At 62.2% G+C, this 17,594-nt stretch carries 19 protein-coding genes; 8 read left to right on the top strand and 11 right to left on the bottom strand.

The window, feature by feature from the left end:
* Positions 1 to 131 precede the first annotated feature (131 nt).
* The gene (locus ACIQH5_RS16885; RefSeq protein ID WP_400405509.1) at positions 132 to 866 is read right to left on the bottom strand and encodes an NUDIX hydrolase; all 735 of its coding nucleotides are present in this window, start codon (positions 864 to 866) and stop codon (positions 132 to 134) included.
* 103 nt (positions 867 to 969) lie between these two features.
* Here ACIQH5_RS16885 and ACIQH5_RS16880 point away from each other — a divergent pair, with 103 nt between their 5' ends.
* The 8 genes from ACIQH5_RS16880 to ggt all read left to right on the top strand — a co-directional run bounded on the left by ACIQH5_RS16880 (position 970) and on the right by ggt (position 10,869).
* Positions 970 to 1,989, top strand: coding sequence for an SPFH domain-containing protein (locus ACIQH5_RS16880; protein ID WP_400405507.1), 1,020 nt, complete (start codon positions 970 to 972; stop codon positions 1,987 to 1,989).
* 9 nt (positions 1,990 to 1,998) lie between these two features.
* Positions 1,999 to 2,901 carry a hypothetical protein gene (locus ACIQH5_RS16875; protein ID WP_400405505.1) on the top strand — a complete coding sequence of 301 codons (903 nt, stop codon included), beginning with the start codon at positions 1,999 to 2,001 and terminating at the stop codon, positions 2,899 to 2,901.
* Between the two features lie 76 nt (positions 2,902 to 2,977).
* The gene (locus tag ACIQH5_RS16870) at positions 2,978 to 3,886 is read left to right on the top strand and encodes a LysR family transcriptional regulator (protein ID WP_400405502.1); all 909 of its coding nucleotides are present in this window, start codon (positions 2,978 to 2,980) and stop codon (positions 3,884 to 3,886) included.
* Between the two features lie 130 nt (positions 3,887 to 4,016).
* The gene (locus ACIQH5_RS16865) at positions 4,017 to 5,114 is read left to right on the top strand and encodes a tartrate dehydrogenase (RefSeq protein WP_400405499.1); all 1,098 of its coding nucleotides are present in this window, start codon (positions 4,017 to 4,019) and stop codon (positions 5,112 to 5,114) included.
* Between the two features lie 94 nt (positions 5,115 to 5,208).
* Positions 5,209 to 6,702 (top strand): C4-dicarboxylate transporter DctA, encoded by a 1,494-nt coding sequence (gene dctA / locus ACIQH5_RS16860; RefSeq protein ID WP_400405496.1) that lies wholly within the window; start codon positions 5,209 to 5,211, stop codon positions 6,700 to 6,702.
* A gap of 1 nt (position 6,703) precedes the next feature.
* Entirely contained in the window at positions 6,704 to 7,858 is a 1,155-nt protein-coding gene (locus ACIQH5_RS16855) for a glycerate kinase (protein WP_400405494.1), read from the top strand.
* 94 nt (positions 7,859 to 7,952) lie between these two features.
* Entirely contained in the window at positions 7,953 to 8,903 is a 951-nt protein-coding gene (locus tag ACIQH5_RS16850) for a hypothetical protein (RefSeq protein ID WP_400405491.1), read from the top strand.
* A gap of 127 nt (positions 8,904 to 9,030) precedes the next feature.
* Positions 9,031 to 10,869, top strand: coding sequence for a gamma-glutamyltransferase (gene ggt / locus ACIQH5_RS16845; protein ID WP_400405488.1), 1,839 nt, complete (start codon positions 9,031 to 9,033; stop codon positions 10,867 to 10,869).
* Positions 10,870 to 10,897: 28 nt separating this feature from the next.
* Here ggt and ACIQH5_RS16840 read toward each other — a convergent pair whose 3' ends face one another.
* From ACIQH5_RS16840 to ACIQH5_RS16795, 10 genes are all read right to left on the bottom strand, one after another.
* Entirely contained in the window at positions 10,898 to 11,083 is a 186-nt protein-coding gene (locus tag ACIQH5_RS16840; protein ID WP_400405486.1) for a hypothetical protein, read from the bottom strand.
* Between the two features lie 31 nt (positions 11,084 to 11,114).
* The gene (locus tag ACIQH5_RS16835; protein ID WP_400405483.1) at positions 11,115 to 11,807 is read right to left on the bottom strand and encodes a hypothetical protein; all 693 of its coding nucleotides are present in this window, start codon (positions 11,805 to 11,807) and stop codon (positions 11,115 to 11,117) included.
* Positions 11,808 to 12,344, bottom strand: a complete 537-nt coding sequence (locus tag ACIQH5_RS16830; protein WP_400405481.1) for a hypothetical protein — start codon at positions 12,342 to 12,344, stop codon at positions 11,808 to 11,810. It abuts the gene before it with no gap.
* A 209-nt stretch (positions 12,345 to 12,553) separates the two neighbouring features.
* The gene (locus ACIQH5_RS16825; RefSeq protein ID WP_400405478.1) at positions 12,554 to 13,264 is read right to left on the bottom strand and encodes an ABC transporter ATP-binding protein; all 711 of its coding nucleotides are present in this window, start codon (positions 13,262 to 13,264) and stop codon (positions 12,554 to 12,556) included.
* The gene (gene mpaP, locus ACIQH5_RS16820) at positions 13,261 to 14,934 is read right to left on the bottom strand and encodes a daptide biosynthesis intramembrane metalloprotease (protein WP_400405476.1); all 1,674 of its coding nucleotides are present in this window, start codon (positions 14,932 to 14,934) and stop codon (positions 13,261 to 13,263) included. The genes ACIQH5_RS16825 and mpaP overlap by 4 nt, the downstream gene beginning before the upstream one ends.
* Entirely contained in the window at positions 14,931 to 16,178 is a 1,248-nt protein-coding gene (locus ACIQH5_RS16815; protein ID WP_400405474.1) for a YcaO-like family protein, read from the bottom strand. The genes mpaP and ACIQH5_RS16815 overlap by 4 nt, the downstream gene beginning before the upstream one ends.
* A complete protein-coding gene (gene mpaM / locus ACIQH5_RS16810; protein WP_400405472.1) occupies positions 16,175 to 16,993 on the bottom strand; it encodes a daptide-type RiPP biosynthesis methyltransferase in 819 nt (272 codons plus the stop codon). The genes ACIQH5_RS16815 and mpaM overlap by 4 nt, the downstream gene beginning before the upstream one ends.
* A gap of 84 nt (positions 16,994 to 17,077) precedes the next feature.
* Positions 17,078 to 17,215, bottom strand: a complete 138-nt coding sequence (locus ACIQH5_RS16805) for a daptide-type RiPP (protein WP_400405469.1) — start codon at positions 17,213 to 17,215, stop codon at positions 17,078 to 17,080.
* Between the two features lie 60 nt (positions 17,216 to 17,275).
* Positions 17,276 to 17,401: a daptide-type RiPP gene (locus ACIQH5_RS16800; protein WP_268891908.1), complete on the bottom strand. Its 126-nt coding sequence runs from the start codon at positions 17,399 to 17,401 to the stop codon at positions 17,276 to 17,278.
* 48 nt (positions 17,402 to 17,449) lie between these two features.
* Complete coding sequence (locus ACIQH5_RS16795; protein WP_181151850.1) at positions 17,450 to 17,590, bottom strand: hypothetical protein; 141 nt, start codon at positions 17,588 to 17,590, stop codon at positions 17,450 to 17,452.
* Between the last annotated feature and the right edge of the window lie 4 nt (positions 17,591 to 17,594).

The raw sequence follows: 17,594 nt of genomic DNA, 5'->3' as shown, positions 1-17,594 counted from the left end.
CTTCTGTGGCGTGAGGCGTAGCCTAAGCGGCATGGGGAAACTGTCAGGTGGCATCATCGTGCCGGCTCTTCAACATCCTGAGCTCTGGGCGAATCCACTACCGCGACTGCCCCAGTTCAGTGTCAGCCGCTTTAGTCCCTCGGCCGCATCAACGGCGGGTTCAGGACCGCGCGCGTGGGTTGGCCCGGCGTCGGACGCGCCTCGGGGGCGAGCCGGAACAGCGCGGCCGGCCGTCCGGCGTCGCCCGTTGTCATCCGTCCGACTTCTTCCAGGAAACCGGGCGTCCCCGTCGCTTTTCGGTGGAAGTTCCGCGGGTCCAGGCGCGTACCCCACACGGCTTCGTAAACGGTGCGGAGTTGGGCAATGGTGAACTCTTCCCCGCAGAACGCGGCGCCCAAAGGTGAGTACTCGAGCTTGGATTTGGCCCGTTCCAGGGCGTCGTCGAGGATGCGGGCATGGTCGAAGGCGAGCTCAAGCGTCCCATCGAGGACTTCCCGCACCGGGTACCAGGCGGCCTGTTCGGCGTCGCTGCCGGCCGCCAGCACTGGGAAGTCCGGCGCGAGCAGCAGGTGCGCCACAGTGAGGACGTCGCCGCGGGGGTCGCGCCCCTTCGGGCCATAACTCCCCAACTGCTCAAGGTGCCCGGGCAGATGTTCGACGCCGGTTTCCTCCGCGAGTTCCCGGCCCGCCGCCTCGAGGAGGTTCTCCCCCGCGAGGACGAAGCCGCCGGGAAGCGCGAGTTTGCCGCGGAAGGGCTCGATGAGTCGGGTGATGAGCAGGACGTTCAGTTCGCCTTCGCGAACGGTGAGGGCGACGACGTCGACGGTCACCGGGAAGCGCTCGGGCGCCGGATGGGATGCAGGCATGAATCAATCCTAGGTAGTTATCGTCATGTTGACAATAATGCCGAGGTGCCCCTACTGTTGAGTTATCGTCAAGTTGACGACAACAAATGAAAGCGAGAACATCATGGCCATCATCAAGCGCTACCCCTGGGTCAGCCACTTCCTCGGCAGCCCCACCGGTTACGTCGTCCACCTGCAGAAAGGCGCAGTCAAGCACCAGGGAGTTGGACAGGCATTCTTCTTCCGCCCCGCGAACTCCGTGTTGAGCGAGGTCCCCGTGGACGATCAGGAACTGCCCACCCTCTTCCACGCCATCACCCGCGACCACCAGGACGTGAGCGTTCAGGCCAACGTGACCTACCGCTTCATTGATCCCGTGGCCGTGTCCACCCGACTCGACTTTGGACTCCAGACCGCCGGCAAGGCGCCTGCAACCGGACGCGAGCAGGTGTCCACCATCATCGGCCAGCTCTGCCAGAGCCACGCGATCGACCAGATCGCCACCACCACACTCGCCGAGGCCTTGGCACGCGGAGTCAGCCAACTCCGGCTGGTCCTCACGGAGGCGCTGCGAGCAGATGCCCGCCTCCAGTCCACCGGCATCGAAATCCTCGGCGTGCAGGTACTGGCCATCCGGCCCGAGGCCGACGTCGAACGTGCGCTGCAGACTCCGGTGCGCGAACAACTCCAAGCCGAAGCGGACCGGGCCGTGTACGAGAGGCGGGCAGTCGCCGTCGAACGCGAACGCACTATTTCCGAGAACGAGATGGCGAGCCAGATCGAACTCGCCGTCCGGCGGGAGAACCTGGTGGCCCAAGAGGGTGCCAACGCCCGGCGCGCTGCCGAAGAGAAGGCCGCCGCGGGACTCATCGAGGCACAGGGTTCTGCGGAACGAAAGGGTATTGGCGCAGCAGCCGAGGCGAACCAGATCCGACTCGTCGGCGAAGCAGCAGCGGCCCGCGAAGCAGCAACCATGGAGGTCTACCGCGGCATGGAACAGGCCACGCTCTTCGCGTTGGCACTCAAGGATGCGGCCGGCAGCCTGCCGAACATCGGCAACCTCACCATTACCCCGGACCTGCTCAGCGGAGCACTTGCCGGACTGTTCAAGGAACCCGCCACAACCGTAGAAGCCACCAAGTAAGGACCCGTCATGGCAACCCCGCGCATCGTCATCGTCCATCGGCGTACCGAACTTCAGGAACTCCTGGACCGGCATGCCACCCGCGGACAGGCCGAGTTCTTCCTCAGCACCCGTGGCCGCAGCATCCAGGACGTACAGGACCGACACGACCGCCTGACTGACGCGCTGGCAGCCATCAGGGCTTCCGTACCATCGGATTGGCGGCAGGCCGAGGTGGAACGCACAGACTTGAGCCGCTTCCTGCTCACGGCGGAGGACATCATCGCCGTAGTGGGGCAGGACGGGCTCGTGGCGAACGTTGCCAAGTACCTGAACGGCCAGCCGGTGATCGGCATCGATCCCGAGCCCGGCGCTAACCCGGGCGTCCTTGTCCGTCATACTCCGGCGGCGGCTGCAGCCCTCCTCTCCTCCGGTGATGTAGCCCGCCTTCGCTGCCAGAACCTCACCACCGTGACGGCAACGCTCGACGACGGTCAGCAGCTTTCGGCGCTCAACGAAGTTTTCATCGGGCACGCCTCACACCAGTCGGCGAAATACTCCATCACGGCCCCGAGCTTCACCCAGGCGGGCGGACAAACGGAGCAGCAATCATCGTCCGGTCTGATCGTGTCCACGGGCACCGGCGCCACCGGCTGGTGTGCCTCCATAGCCCTCGAACGCGGCGGGCGTGCCTTGCCGGCACCCACCGATCCCCGGCTCGCGTGGTTTGTCCGCGAAGCCTGGCCCTCACCTGTCACCGGCGCTTCGCTGACGGAAGGCGTCCTGGAAGCCGGGGAGGTTCTCCGGATCACCGTAGCGTCCGATCAGCTGGTGGTGTTCGGTGACGGCATGGAAGATGACCGGCTCACGGCGTCGTGGGGGCAGGAAATTGCGATTCAGTTGGGGCAGAGGCCGCTGCGGCTGGTGGTGTGATCCAATCGGCGCCCAGGAGGCTTGATAGGCATAAACTATCGATGCCCTCGCCCTACATTCCAAAGGACCCCAGGCCATGGACACGCGCAAGCTCAAATACTTCCTCGCCGTCGTTGACCATGACGGCTTCAACCGCGCTGCTGAACATCTCCTGATCGCCCAGCCATCGCTGTCCCAAACCATAGCGGGCCTTGAGAAGGAGCTCGGCGTTCCCCTTTTTCACCGCATCGGCAGGCGCGCTGTCCTGAGCGAAGCTGGCAAGGAACTGGTGGGCCCGGCCCGACTCGTGATGCGGGACCTGGACGCTGCGCAGTCCGCCGTTCAATCCTTGCGCGGGATCCGCAGCGGAAAGCTGGACATCATCACCATGCCCTCCCCGGGGATAGAACCCTTGACGTCAATGATTGCCTCCTTCACCCAACTTCACCCGTCTGTTCGGCTGAATGTCGGCGCCGCTTTCACTCCGGAGGAAGTCATCGAATCAGTCCGCAGCGGCAGCCATGAGGTAGGTCTGGCCGGTTCATCCACACCGACCAAGGTCCCCGGCGTTGAGGTCCTGGAGCTCGAGCGGCAACCGCTGATCCTGATCGTCAACCCGCACGCAGATACGTTCCCCTCTACGGGCACAGCCATCCAGCGCGAAGAACTGGGCGGACACCGACTCATCGCAAGTCAGCGCGGATCCCTGATGCGGTGGCTCGTGGACGACGCCGTGGCCCACGGAGTAGAGGTGGAGATCGTGGTGGAAGTGGCACACCGGACGTCCATCCTGCCGCTGGTACTGGCGGGAGTCGGGCATGCAGTGATGCCGTCGTCATGGGCGCCTACAGCTCATAAAGCCGGGCTTCGAACTTTGCTGGTGGAGCCGGTGAATTACCTCGATGTTGCCGTACTCAGCCGAAAGGAAAACCTCACGCCGGCCGCGAAGGCCTTCCTGGAGGTCGCCGCCCACCACACTGAACGTGGTTCCAGGGCAGACAGATAGGCAGTACCTATCAGGCGTATCGAAACTAAGTCTTGGACGCCACCTACCCCTCCGCCGTGTACTTGAAGAGGAAGAACAGTGTGACCCGCATAACAGGCTCACTGCTAACAAACTCAACGAGGAGGTAGGCATGAGCGCCACCCAGAAATTCAGCATCGCATCGATCCCCGCAGACGGTGTGGGCAAGGAAGTTGTTTCCGCCGGCCGCCGCGTTCTGAAAGCCTTGGCTGAGAACTCCAACGGCAAGTTCGCTTTCGACTGGACCGAGTTCCCATGGGGCTCGGAGTACTACGCCAAGACCGGGCAGATGATGGACCCCAAGGGCCTGGAAGCCTTGAAGGAGTTCGACGCGATCTACTTCGGAGCCGTTGGCTGGGAGAACGTCCCGGACCACATCAGCCTTTGGGGCCTGCGCCTGAACATCACCCAGAACTTTGACCAGTGGGCCAACATCCGCCCGGTCAAGTTCCTCCCCGGAGTCCAGTCCCCGCTCCGCAAAGCAGACAACACCGAGCTCGATTGGGTGGTTGTCCGCGAGAACAGCGAAGGAGAATACGCCGGACTGGGCGGCCGCAACCTGAGCGGTCGCGGCCCGGGCAACGAGGTGGCACTGCAGACCGCGCTCTTCACGGAGAAGGGCTGCGAGCGCATCATGCGATTCGCTTTCGATCTCGCCCGGACCCGCACAGTGAAGAAGGTTTCCTCGGTCACCAAATCCAATGCCCAGCAGTACGGCATGGTCCTCTGGGACGAAACCTTCCAGCGCGTCGCCCTGGATTACCCGGACGTGCAGACCGAGAGCGTTCTGGTTGACGCCATGAGCGCCAAGTTCATCCTCAAGCCCGAGGATCTGTCCGTTGTGGTGGCGTCCAATCTGAACGCCGATATCCTCTCAGATCTTGGCTCCGCCCTCGCCGGCAGCCTGGGCCTGGCAGCGAGCGCCAATCTGAACCCGGAGCGCCGTTTCCCGTCCATGTTCGAACCGGTCCACGGATCTGCACCTGACATCGCAGGCCAGGGCATCAGCAACCCGATCGGTGCCATCGCCAGCGCCGCACTCATGCTGGACCACTTCGGCCTGCACGAGGAAGCACGCCGTGTGGAGGCCGCCATCGAAACGGCCACCGGCTCAGGCCACCTGGCCCGCGACGTCGGCGGCACCGCCACCACCGAGGACGTTACCGAGGCCATCATCGCGGCACTCGTCACCACTCTCGCAACCGTCTGACCACAGACTCAACGTTCGACGGCGGCCAGCCCGCCGCCGTCGAACGTCACCTTCAGTTTTCCCTCCAGAGACATTCCACAACGAGGTAGGAATCATGGATCACAGCAACACCGCCGGCGCAGCCGCTTCACGCACTAAGGCGCCAACAAAGACCCGCTGGTACAAACAGTTGTATTTCTGGGTACTGACCGCAATCGTCATCGGCATCCTGGTGGGGTGGCTGGCTCCAGCGGCCGGCATCGCCATGGAACCGATCGGCACCACTTTCGTGGATGCCATGAAGATGCTCATCGGCCCCATCGTATTCCTGACCATCGTGGGTGGCATCGCCAGCGTAGCCGATCTGAAAAAGGTGGGGATGACGGGCCTGAAGGCCTTGACCTACTTCCAGATCGGCACCATTTGCGCCATGGTTTTCGGCCTCGTGGCCATCAACATCTTCCGTCTCGGTGACGGCGTCAACGCGGACGCCAGCACCATCCAGACCTCGGACTCTGCCGCCAAGCTGATCGACGCCGGACAGCACCAGGAATGGTGGCAGTTCCTCACCCACATCATTCCGGAGAGCATGGTTTCGCCCTTCGTTGAAGGAAACATCCTGCAGATCATTTTCATCGCGGTTGTTTTCGGCATCGCCCTCAATGCCATGGGCAAAGTTGGCGCGCCGGTACTGGACGGCGTCCAGCGGCTGACCAGCGTGATGTTCAAGATCCTCGGCTTCATCATGAAGGCCGCACCGCTGGGTGCGTTTGGTGCCATGGCTTATGCGGTGGGCAAGTACGGGGTCTCATCGCTGACAAGCATGGGCGGTCTGATCGCCCTGTTCTACGTCACCTCAATCTTGTTCGTGGTGATTGTCCTTGGCTCCGTCATGGCGTTCCTCAAGCTGAACATCTTCACCATGATCCGCCACCTCAAAGAGGAGTACATGCTCATCCTGGGCACCTCCACTGCCGAACCCGCCCTACCTGGGCTGATGCGCAAACTGGAGCACGCCGGGGTGAAGAAGGAAACGGTGGGTCTGGTTGTCCCCACGGGATACAGCTTCAACCTGGACGGTGCCGCCATTTACCTGTCCCTCGCCGCCCTCTACATCGCCCAGGCCACCAACACGGATCTCACCATCGGCCAGCAACTGGGTCTCCTTGCCGTCATGCTGCTGACGTCCAAGGGCGCCGCCGGCGTCGCGGGTGGAGGGTTCATCGCCCTCACAGCAACACTGACCACCCTAGGCACCATCCCCGCAGCCGGCATCATGCTCATCTTCGGCATCGACAAGTTCATGTCCGAGTGCCGCGCCTTGGTGAACTTCACTGGCAACGCCGTCGCGACGCTCTTCATCGCTTGGTGGGACCGCACCTTGGACGCCGATCGTGCCCGCCGCGTCTTCCGTGGCGAAGCCGTTGAGCCGATGCCCGCAGAAGACCCCGCCCACGCGGACGAAGTCACCGACATCGACGATGATCTGATCGAATACGGGCACCACGGCCCCAAGCACCCGTCTTCCTTGGACAGCACAGTGAGCGAAGGCTTATCCAGGCAGGCTGCCTCATCCGATCGCCGCCCCGCCTACTCGGAGACCGTCTGACATGACCAACACCGTTCTTATTGCTCCCGACAAATTCAAAGGCAGTCTCACCGCTGGCGAGGTAGCAGATGCACTTGCCGCCGGGCTCCGCTCGGCTGGATCGGACGGTACCGGAACAGTGCACTGCGAGATCCTTCCACTCGCCGACGGAGGCGATGGCAGCGTTGATGCCGCCGTCGCCTCCGGTTTCGCCCGGCACCGTTGCACCGTTGCCGGCCCCACCGGGCAGCCCGTCCGCGCGTCCATTGCGTTCGACGGCATCACAGCAGTGGTTGAGGTCGCGAACACCTGCGGTTTGGCGATCCTGACCGGCTCCACCCTTGAGCCACTGGATGCCTCGAGCCGTGGATTCGGCGAGGCCGTCCGGTTCGCCTTGACGCTAGGGCCATCCCGGGTTGTTCTGGCATTGGGTGGCAGTTCCAGCACCGACGGCGGCATGGGCATGCTCACCGCTTTGGGCCTGAACTTCCTCGACCACTCCGGGGCCTCGCTGGAGGGCACCGGCCGCTCACTGTCCCAGGTTCACTCAGTGACCGGTTCCCTGGTCCCGGAACTGGACGGCGTGGAACTCATTCTCGCCAGCGATGTCCACAACCCTCTCCACGGACCCACCGGTGCCGCGGCCGTCTTCGGCCCCCAAAAGGGGGCCACGCCGTCGGATGTTTCAACGCTCGACGCCGGGCTGAAGCACTTCTCTTCTGTACTTACTGGTGCTGGACTCTTTTCGGAAGGCCCTTCCGATGTAGCGCACCACCCCGGCGCTGGCAGTGCCGGTGGCGTCGGCTTCGCCTGTTTGCTGATGGGAGCGAAGCAGGTTTCCGGTGCGGACTACTTTCTGGATCTCCTGGACTTCGATGCACGCAAGGATGTTTGCGACGTTGTCATCACGGCTGAAGGCAGCATTGACGACCAGACTCTGGCCGGGAAGCTGCCCGCCGCCGTCGCCCGCCGTTCCGGTACCCGACCGATCATCGCCGTTGCCGGCCGCTCGCTGCTCGCGCGCGAGCAATGGGCCGAGATGTCGCTATCGGCGGTTTATGCCCTGACGGACTACACGGACACGGACTCCTCGAAGGATGCTGGGCTCTCTGCGGAGTTGCTGCGTGTGATTGGGCGGGAGATCGGAGATGCGGTGCTGGGGATTCCCCAAAGCTGAGGACCGATACATTAATCCACTCGGTGTAGTATGGGTGCCTGCCCGCCTGGTTTAGGCTTGGGCACCCATTTTCCAGACTCATACGAGGAGCCTCGTGAGCCACCCCGAGAAAACTGCCCAGACTTCCGCCCCGGCCACGAACCCTTCAGGAAAACCCGGCCGGGACGCCTTGTGGGGATGGTTGATCGGGCTCCTCGCCGGCATTCTTGGACTGGTGCCATGGTGGATCACGGGCGGCACACTGCCACTCCAAAACCTGTGGGCCACACAAGTGATGCCAGCTCAGATGCCTCCCGCTCTCCTCCCCCTGAGCCAGTACGAGGCGACAACCATTGTGGCGCTGCTGACGGTTGGCGGAGCATTGGCCGGGCTCGCAGTTCGCATCTGGTCACCCGCCCGCCGTCGACTCGTCATGTGGTGCGCGGCCGCCGGTGTTTTCGCGGTGCACTTCACGGCCACCTTTCAATCATTTTCTGTACTTCACCAGGGCCTCGCCACAGGCCCCTTGGCCAGCCTCTACTTCGGCGGTCTCCTGGCGGGCGTCATCGGTTCCGTGATCGCGGCACTTATTGCCATGCTGCTCATTGCTTCACCATCCCATGTCAAAGCCACCATCGGATTCGGGCTCATGGCTGTTCCCTTCACGTCGTGGGCAGTGGTGTGGGTAGTGAGCGTAGTGGGGTTCCTCAATGTACCCACTGCCGTGCCGACCATCGCGCGGTGGGTCCCCGCCGTCCTGGTGGGTTGCGCGCTGGCGTGGTGTGGGCTCCGACCCGCCCGTCGAGCGGTTGCTTGGGTGCTTAACCTCGTATTCCTGTGGCTGCTTCCGGCACTGTTCACCGCCGTCCAAGCCGTCCTTGGAACCCGAGTGCTGGCTGGCGATATTCCGGAGATGCTGCTGATGGGCAGGCAAGTTTTGACGGCAGCCCTTGGCCCGGACGGAGGGGCTTTGCCCACGATTTTGCTGGCTCTGGCTATCGGGCTGGCGGGAGTCGGTGTCCGAATCATCGCTGCGCGCAGAAGCTCCGGGGTAAGCCGTGCCTGAGCGTGTGCTCGACCGCTCCTACCCCTAATACCCCTCGAATTTCAACCGTTGTTCCCTTGCAAACCCCGCGATAGGGTGACCGGACCGTCCACCCACATCATCGTCTGGAACAATTCTGGGAGACACCATGACACATGTGCGACGTCAATTGGCTGCGGTCACGGCAGCTTTGGCACTGACCGCGACGAGCGGCGCGATGGCCAGTCCGGCCTTCGCCGACCCCCGCGAAACAGACAAGACAGCCACGGCCACCGGCTACGGCGGCGCCGTGAGCACCGTGGATCCTGAAGCTTCCGCAGCCGCCATCGAAGTACTCAGGAAGGGTGGCAACGCTGCCGATGCCGCCGTCGCCGCAGCAGCAACCTTGGGAGTTACCGAGCCCTACAGCGCAGGCATTGGTGGGGGCGGCTACTTCGTGTTCTATGACGCGAAGACCCAGCAGGTGGGGACCATCGACGGGCGCGAAACTGCTCCGGTGGGCATGCCGAACGATGCCTTCATCGACCCGGCAACCAAGAAGCCGTATAACTTCACGCCGGAACTTGTGACCAGCGGCGTTTCCGTGGGCGTTCCCGGCACACCCGCAACCTGGGAGCGGGCGTTGGAGCGCTGGGGAACGTTGGATTTGGGCCAGGCGCTGAAGCCGGCCATCAAGGTGGCAAACCGCGGTTTTGTTGTGGACGAGACGTTCCGGCAGCAAACGCTGGACAACAAGCTGCGCTTTGACGCGTTCACCTCCACACGGGACCTGTTCCTGCCAGGTGGTGACGCGCCCGCCGTCGGAAGTGTCTTCAAGAACCACGATCTCGCGGCGACCTACCGGCAAATAGCCAAAGAGGGCACCGACGCTTTCTATGGCGGCCCGATCGCGGAGGAAATCGTCAAAACCGTGCAGACTCCGCCGAAGACCGCCACCACCGGACTTCCCGTCCCCGTCGGTTTCATGACCACCCAGGACCTGGCCAATTACAAGGTGCTGGACCAGGACCCCACTGAGGTGAAGTACCGCGGCTACGAGGTTTACGGCATGGCTCCTTCCAGCAGCGGCGGCACAACGGTGGGTGAGTCGCTGAACATCCTGGAAAACTACGACCTCAAGGGCATGACGCCTGTGGATGCCCTCCACCACTACATCGAGGCCAGCTCGCTGGCTTTCGCGGATCGTGGTGCCTACGTGGGCGATCCTGCTTTCGTCAATGTCCCCACCACCACGCTGCTGGACGACGTCTTTGCCAAGGAACGCTCCTGTGAGATTGATCCGACGGCGGCCGCTCCCAAGCCTGTAGCCCCCGGCAATGTAAAGGAGTACGACGGCGCGTGCCCGGCTGCCGTGGCGCCCCTCGCCAAGGACTCGGATACAGAGAACATTTCCACCACGAACCTCACGGTCGCCGACAAGTGGGGCAACGTGGTGGAATACACGCTGACGATCGAGCAGACCGGCGGTTCGGGAATCGTTGTCCCAGGCCGGGGCTTCCTGCTCAACAACGAACTGACTGACTTCAGCACGGTGTATGACCCGAAGGATCCCAACCGGATAGAACCGAACAAGCGGCCGCGTTCTTCAATGTCGCCGACGATCATTCTCAAGGACCAGAAGCCGTTCCTGGCACTGGGCTCCCCCGGCGGATCCACCATCATCACCACGGTCCTGCAGACCATCCTGAACCGCGTCGACCTCGGGATGACAGTCTCGGAAGCCCTCGCTGCGCCACGTACTTCTCCGCGGAACGGTGCCACGGTCAGCTCCGAACCCGCCTTCATTGAGGCCCATGGTCCTGCGCTGGAGCAATTGGGGCATGATCTTGTTCCCGCTGGTGACGCCTTCACTTCAGCTGCCGAGATTGGGGCCGCAACCGCCATTGAGTTCAACCCGGACGGATCGCTGACCGCGGCCGCCGAACCTGAACGCCGTGGCGGAGGTTCGGCGATGGTGGTGAAACCGACTAAAAAACTTGGCAGGTAACGGCTAGCTCAGTCATGGGGCGAGCGTCTTAGGGTTGTCGGTTCTTCCTGACCTCCCGGACGAACCTCCACAGCGTCATCAAGGATGCCGCCGCAATGATGATTCCGGACAGAGTGGACCACCACGCCTGATCTGAATCGGAAACGAAAATGGACACAGCATAGGCGCCGAGAATCAGGGCCAAAAAGAGCCAAACCAACGGACTGCGGTTCATTGAGAATTCCTTAATCGAACTAGATGAAATGTCAGGCCAGATCCCGCTTCAGGAACACCCCGAACGCAACCGCTGTGACTACTACAAGCCAGATCGCGGCTCCGGCAAAAGAACCGGATATTGGTATGTGGACAGCTATGTGGTCGGCCCAGTCAGCGGCCAGCATAGGGAAGAGAAACTCTTCGGCGTGCCCCAACGAATCGGCCAGGGCTTCCGGAAGTACCAGGCTCAGGGGCACCACGAAGAGGCTCACCAGATGGCTGCGTAGAAGGGAGCCGATGGCAAAGCCCCACAGCGATCCCATGGCGGCCATGCCCGCGAACTGCAGGACTGAGTGAAAACTGAATCCCCAGGCCCCGGCCAGGATTTCTCCGGATGCTCCGAATAGGGTGCCTACAATGACGCCAACCAGGAGGGCAGTCAGAGTAGTGCTGGCCGCCCGGGCAGTGAACGCCGGTCCCCGATGGAACAGCAGTACTCTGCGTGTGAAGCACCCCGCCCGGTAGTCCGACGTGAACGAGAAGGAGCCAGTCACCGCGGCCGCCGTGAGCATGAGGGACATGCCTGCTTGCTGGAGAACGCGGTCAATTCCCGGTGGTGGTTGAGGCTCAAGGCTCGCCATGCCAAGGAGTATGCCCACGAGCCCCAGCACCAGCAGGGCGCAGATGGCTGATCCCAGCCACAACCACGGCCGTCTGAGGTCCGAGAGAAAGGCGGACACCATCTAGAACTCCCTTCCTCGGAGGATTCGCACCGCACATAAACCTGCCGCGAGTAGCCAGCCAAGCGATACAAGGAAGGCTGGCAATGGCTCCAGAAGACCCTCCAATGGCAGGGACGCTATTCCCGCCAAAGCTCCGGAGGGCAGCCATCGAGCTATGTCAGGTGCGCTTGCCAGAAGGGGCACCTCAAGGGCCAAGGGGATCAGCAGGGTGAGCATCGTCGTCGCGTAGTAGTGCCGAATGATCCACCCCAGCGAGCAACCCCACAAAGCACCCATGGTTGAGGCAAGCACTACTCCCGTCATCTGGTGCCATGACTCGGCGGCCAGCAATTGCTCCAGCACGCCATGGGGCAGCGAAAACGCCATGCTGACGCCCCACAGCACTATTCCAATGAGGATCGTGGCAAGACCAACAAACGCCGCGGCCATGTATTTGGCTGTCAGCACCTGACTCAGCCCTGACATCACCACACTGCGGCGAAGGGTTCCGTAATAGGACTCCCTGGTGACCACGTAGCTTCCTGCAAACGTTGCCACGGGTGCAACGCTGGCTGAAAGGGCCCAAAATGTTTGGACGTTGTACGCCACCGATAGCCCTTCCGACGTACTTGGCCACCCCAGGAAGTTTGCAACAAACCAAGGGACCAGTGCGGTGAATGCCAGGATGCCGAGCACTGAATAGCCACTGACATATCGGAGGAGCTCTGAACGGAGACCACCGGCCAAGGAACTTAGGGCGGCTCCATTCACCGGGAGCCCTCCAGAATCTTGAAGTACGCCGATTCCAAGCTGCCTCCGCCGATCGCCTTGGCTTCCTCGAGGGTGCCTCGAAACAGCATCCTTTGCTTGAGAATCACCACTTCGTCCGCAACCTGTTCCAACTCCATGAGCTGGTGGCTTGAGACCAGGGCGCTCCCGCCGGACGCAACGAATTCCCGTAGGAACCTCCGCAGCCACTGGATGCCCTCGGGGTCCAGTCCGTTGGCGGGCTCATCAAGGACCAGCATCTCCGGGCTGCCCACCAAGGCGGAGGCAATTCCCAGACGTTGCCGCATTCCCAGCGAGTAGTCCCGTACCTTCTTGTTTCCTTCGGCTGCGAGGTCCACCAACTCAAGGACGCGCTCTACGGTGCCCGGCTCAGCCCCGGAAGCGAGCCGGCAGATCTGCAGGTGCCGGCGTCCCGTCAGCCCAGGCTCCACGTCCATGCCGTCCAGATTCACGCCAACTTTGGTGGCGGGCCTGGGCAGTGTCCGGTAGTCACGGCCGAATACGGTTGCACGCCCTGACGTCGCCTCCACCAGGCCGGTTAGCCCTGCGAGCGCGGTGCTCTTTCCCGCCCCGTTGGGACCAATCAGGCCAACCACACGTCCGGCCTTTACATCGAAAGTCAGGTCTTTAACAGCGAACCGCGAGCCTCGCTTCTTACTGAACGCCTCAAAACTGGCGTGGATTCTCATGGGTTCCCCCTCGTTGATTCTGTGGTTTGCCCGGACTGACGTGGCCATAGGGGCGAATTGATGGCCGTCTCCCACAGCCACTCCCCCAATCTGAGGTCCCGCTGGCTTGTCACTTCTGCACGTCCGGAGGCGGACAGGTTCACGCCTGATTCCAGCTCGCTTGGATAGGCCAGTACCGGCAGGTTGTTGCCGGCCACCACGATGGGGGCCAAGGTGTCCAGTGCTGCCATGGAGTTCGACGGCGGCGGGTCGCCTATGGTGGCCTGGCCCAGCTTTTCGTGGATGATCATTCCCTGCGATTGCAAAGTGACGCGATCGCCGGGTTCGAACGCCTTGCCGGAACCTTGCTGCGGAGTCACCACGTGCAATTGGCCGTCTGCATACGTGTACCCGGCTACGGTCACGGACCTCATGGGAACGAACCATAGAAGTGCTCCTACAGCCAGGGCTCCCAACCCGACAACAAGGATCCGCCTCCATTCCGGGCTTCCAGTCAGGGCTGCCGCACGGAAAAACCGAAAGATACCCTTGGCAGCCATAACAAGCAGCAGGCATAGGACCCCGAAGACAACCAGGTGCCCCACGTAGCCAAGTTGCAGGAAGATCGGCACGAGTCGTTGGTAGCCGATCACCATGAAGGCAATTCCTGATACGAAGCTTGCAAGGCCAAACCACGGCAGAAAGCCCTGCTTGAGGGAGGAACGCCGGGAACCGAGAACGCGTGAACTGACGACGTCGGCCAGCGCATCCATCGACTTCTTCCGCAGATGGGGAATGTCCACCGCGGACATCAACGCCACGTAACCGTCCAACTTGATGAAGGGAAAGAGATTCAGCACCGCCACGGCGTAGCAAATCATCCCGTAGAGCACGGCGGCGTCCTTCACTGCCGAGTCCGATAGGAATACCTGAACCGTCAAGGCAATGCTCCCCAGGGCAACATGCACCAAAGGACCGGCAAGGGCTACGAGCACCCGCTGCCTTCCGGAACTCAGGCGCCACCCATCGGTGACGTCGCAGAAGAAGGCAGGCGAGAGGTAGAACAGCATAATCCCGATCCGCCGCGGTGTGCCGCCAAAGTACGTGAGCGCCATGCCGTGACCCAGTTCGTGCAGCAATGTGGAGACGAACATCGCTGTCACTACGTACAGATAGGCCTCCAAAGGAAGTGGCGTTGAAAGAACACGCCACATGCTGGGCCCGGCAAAAGACGCGCCGATCAATCCGCTCAGCAGGAGCAATAAGGCTACGACCGCACCACCGGGTCTCATCATGGCTGCGACTACCGGGCGGAATGTCTCCAACAGCCGTGCCGGATTGAAGAGGGTGAATTGCACGGTGAAGGGCGGCCGGAACTGGACCCGTCGAATCTCAGCCGGCCCCGCGCCGTCGTCGAATATCCCCGTGGGCGCCAACTGGCGCACAATCCCTTCTACGTCCGCAGGCGTCCAGACGGGTCCCAGTAGCTGGGCGATCTGGGCGGGTTGCATGTCACCGTCCACTGCTTTCAAAACATCGGCGACGTCGGATGAGACGCGCACTTTCGGCACACCATTGATGGCGACGATCCATGGCCCGCCTTCCTTCAGCGGCACGTCGATGGACGCAGACGAGGCAAGCTGCACCGGCCACTCGAGTTCAGCGTGCGTCGCCTTCCCCCACCTGCTCATATCAACGGGTGCGGGGTAGAAGGGCAGCCAGGCATGACGAACAGCTTTTTGGTCTCGTCCATGGTCAAAGGGACAGCCCCAGGGCAGATGGCTTTGCCGGCCACCCACCCTAATTCTTGGATTGCTCGGGGAAGCCTGTGGGTGAGGTTGACCCAGTGGGAGCTGATGTTTCGGCCAGCCAAATGCTGCACCAGGACATCCACGTCAGGTGCGGAGTGGCTGCCGGGAAAGCAGGACGATGTGAAGGTTCCAACCCACTGCCGCAACTCAGCAATCGCCGGTGGAGTTGTCCAGAAGTCAGCGCGGGAGTCGTCATCCGTCACCGGGGCGTCACTCACCCTGGTGAGTGGACCGACGGAAACCGCACCATCGGTGGCTGTCCCGGCAGATTGTGCTCGGGCGAGGAAGAGCTCCCGGATTTGCAGCCCCTCCTGAAGCGCTCCACTGAGGGCCATGACAGGGTCCGAGGCAGCCTTAAGTCCCACGGCACCGAAGCCGGCTGCCCCCTTCTCCTCCGTAATGATGCATACGGCGGTCAACAGCGGACTGTCATTGCTCGGAATGAAGGCAAGGGTGGGCTCCACGCCGGCCGCCCGGGCAGCTACAAGAAGCAGACTAAGTCCTCTGGTTTCCGGTGGCTGACGCGCGGCAACAGGCATGCTTTCTGCGTCGAACTTTTCCAGCGGGGTCCTCTGGCGCCACGCAGTCAGAAAGGCATCGCGTTCAACTATTTCCGATAATCCGGAGCGCTGGGCGAAGGCCTCCGAGGGTCCGGAGGCCGCACCGTTGGGTGAGGGATCGAAGTATCCATCCCATGGGTTCACATGACCGAGTCCAGGGGTGTAGTCCACAACAGGAGCTGGCACCAGGGTGGGGTCTCCAGTCTGCAGATCAATGGCCCGGTACCAAGGAAAGTCGCAAGCGAGGGCGGATGCGCACCCTAAACCGGTGCCCACAAAGTCGATCTTCGTGTCGAGGCTGCCTCTCGGAGCAAGCAAATGCTCGGAATCCGCCGCCACGGGAACCAGCGCGAAGCGTTCAACGGCTTCGCCCGCCCCTCTTGTCAGCGACGCCCGCTTCGTGACGTCGAAGGCCCCTACGGCAGAAGCGAGCCGAGCACCCGGTGCACCATTTGCTAATCGCCCCACGGTTCGCCACAGCCCCACCTCATTGGGTACGTAAACGGTTGCTTCCGTCACCAGTCCAAAGGAAGGGTTGAGCGTTTTTACGGCATCTACGCTCATTTCCCGCAAACCCACAGCTCCACGTCATGCAGATCAGGGCTTGGCGACGCTAGCCGTACCGGCCGGCGTTCAATGATGCTAAATCCTTCGGCAGCGATCTCCTCCTCAAGGAGGCTGTTGCTCAGAAACGCGACGTCGCTGGCGTATGCGGAGGATCTATATGTCCCGTCTACGCCGAAGCTGACGTGGATCATGGTCACGTGACGCGCTCCGTTGGCGGGGTCCCGGCCTTCAGCAGTGATCAGAAACGAGTCTTCATCCAGTGCCGAGACTGTACAGCGGCCGTGGTTGGTGACGGGGGCTTGGTGGTTGTCCGCATTCAGAACCGTCAGCAGGAACTGTCCGTCCGGTGTCAGGCATTCGCGGACCCTGCGGAACAATTCCCAGCGGCCCGCCGAATCAAGGAGCGTAATGGAACTGGCACCCAGAACCACGCAACCGAAACCGCCGTCGACGTCAAAGCGGGACATGTCCCCCTCTACCAGCTCAAGCTGCACGCGGCGGGGGTTGAAGGCTTTGGTGTCGGCTTTTTCTTTCAGCATTGCCAGCATTTCCGGTGACGAATCCACGGCGGTCAGTGGTCGGCCCAGGGCGAGGAGCGGACGCGTGATCCGCCCGGATCCTGAGGCAAGTTCCAAGATGGGCCCCGAGGTTTTGCGCGCTGCGGCCAGGATCTCAGGAAGCTCGGTGAGGTCGTCGGCGGTGATCTGGTCATAGAGGCGCGATCCGGAAACGCTGTATAGATCCTCAGGCGGATCGACGTGTCCAAGGATCCGCAAAATGGCGTCGGCGGTCTCATCTGTTGCGGTGTTCATCAGCTCGTGCTCTCCGGGAGTTGCTGTTGTGGACTGGCGATCACGCGGGTGGTGGCGATTTTGGCACCACCCGCGTGCACTGGCTTAGGTAGCGGCGAGGCCGACGACGACGCCGGCGATGATGATGACGTCACCAACGCGGATGTACCACGGTGTATCGTCCGGGGTGTCGAGGTTCTCCAGTTCTTCGATGCTCAGCTGGAGGTTCGAGTTTGCAATCATTGGCTTCTCCTTTCTTCTGGATGTGGACGGAACTCTTCTGGATGTGGACGGAACCGGGGGTTAGGTGATGCTGACGGCGATCACGCCGATGGCAACTCCTTGGGTCACACCGATGAACCAGTTGTTGAAGTCCGGGGTGTCCATGGACTCGATCTCCTGAATGGAGATGTTGAGCTGATTTTGCATTCGTTTTCACCTCCTTCGTGTGCTCGTTGAGCTTGCTGGGTGGCGCGATCAGGTGATGCCTACTGCGATTCCCACCAAGGCCAGTCCTGCGGTGATGCCCTTGATTCGTTCGTCCCAGTCATCCGGGACGTCCATGGCCTCCAGCTCCTGGATGTTGAGGTCCAAGGCTTTGAGTGCTGTGCTGTTCATGTAC

Source organism: Paenarthrobacter sp. NPDC091711 (assembly GCF_044756605.1).
Lineage (GTDB): Bacteria > Actinomycetota > Actinomycetes > Actinomycetales > Micrococcaceae > Arthrobacter.
Note: the sequence above shows the minus strand (reverse complement) of the source record. Positions and strands in the feature narration are given on the sequence as shown.